We start from the raw sequence: 1195 nt of genomic DNA on the forward strand, positions 1-1195 counted from the left end.
CACCGGCCTGGTCGTCGCCATCGGCGGCACCGAGAAGGCGGCGGACATCCTCCAGCGAACCGGCGGGTTCCTCTCCGCTCCTGGACCGCGCGGGGACTACCACCGGCTCCCCCACGGCCTGCCCGTCGAGCAGCAGCGCCTCAAGGCGACCACCGCCTCGCACGCCCTGTTCGCCGCCGGTCACAGCGTCCACCTCGACCCCGCTCTGAACGCGCTGGCCACGCCGGACAGCGAACATGACGCGGCCCTTCGCTACCTCGCCCATCTCGCCGAGCGAGTCGCTGCCGCCGAGACCAGCGAAGAGATCGCCGAGGTCCTGACCGAGATCGCCGCCCCCGTCCACGGGCTGCTGCCACTCACCAGGGAAGTGGTCGTCCGCGCCTGGATCGCCGCCAGTGACCTCCAGGGGGCTGCACCCGGCGAGGAACCCGAACCCCTCGCACGGCTCGGGGACACCGCCAGCTCCATGAGCCAGGCCGCGCACGTGATCCTCCGCGCCCGCAACCACGCCGCCCGCGTTCCGCACCCGGCGGCCCTCACACCGCCGCCGAGCACCGCCCAGCCCTGGCCATCCTGCCGCCGTTGAACCCGGAGAGAATCACATGGCCAACCTGGCTGACGAGTACGGCACGGACGTCGAGATCTACATCAAGGCCCTGACGACCACCATCCACGCCGACACCCCCTCCGGCGCCCCCGCCAAGCTCCACGACCTGCTGGAACAGCTCGGCCTGGAACGCCACGAATACCCCATGGGCGCGCCGCTCTACATCTGGCACACCGTGCCCGAACACCTCGGTGCCGACGAACAGAAGCGCCTGGCGACCCGTGCCATCCCCGCCCTGCTCCTGGCCNNCACGCCCGACGTCTTCGACGAAGCCGCCTACCGACAGGCCGTGCATGAGGCCCGCACCCGCGCAGCTCGCCTCGCCGTGCAGAGCCCGGCACCGACCCCCTGCCCTTCGGGCCCCGCACCGGCCCGACGCACTCCGTAGGACGCCCGGGTGGCCCCGGCACCACGCCGGGGCCACGCCCCGCCCCGCTCGATTCCCGGAGGAACCAGTAACACCCCATACACCCCCACCGATCAGCCACCGGCTCAAGCCCCGACTCGCAACAGCCCTGTTCCGCCGCTACCTGCGCGCCTGCATCCCGACCGGCCCAGACCGCGCCTCCCCGCTGGCCGGCGCCCGCC

General features: G+C 72.8%; 1 protein-coding gene. It reads left to right on the forward strand.

Features of this window, described 5'->3' with window-relative positions; all coding sequences use genetic code 11:
- Nucleotides 1-586: hypothetical protein (locus CCN44_RS39015; RefSeq protein ID WP_107502163.1), on the forward strand; the 586-nt coding region annotated here is incomplete at its 5' end.
- Nucleotides 587-1195: the final 609 nt, after the last annotated feature.

Origin of the sequence: Streptomyces tricolor (genome assembly GCF_002155905.1) — a bacterium.
In the GTDB taxonomy this organism is placed as follows: domain Bacteria; phylum Actinomycetota; class Actinomycetes; order Streptomycetales; family Streptomycetaceae; genus Streptomyces; species Streptomyces tricolor.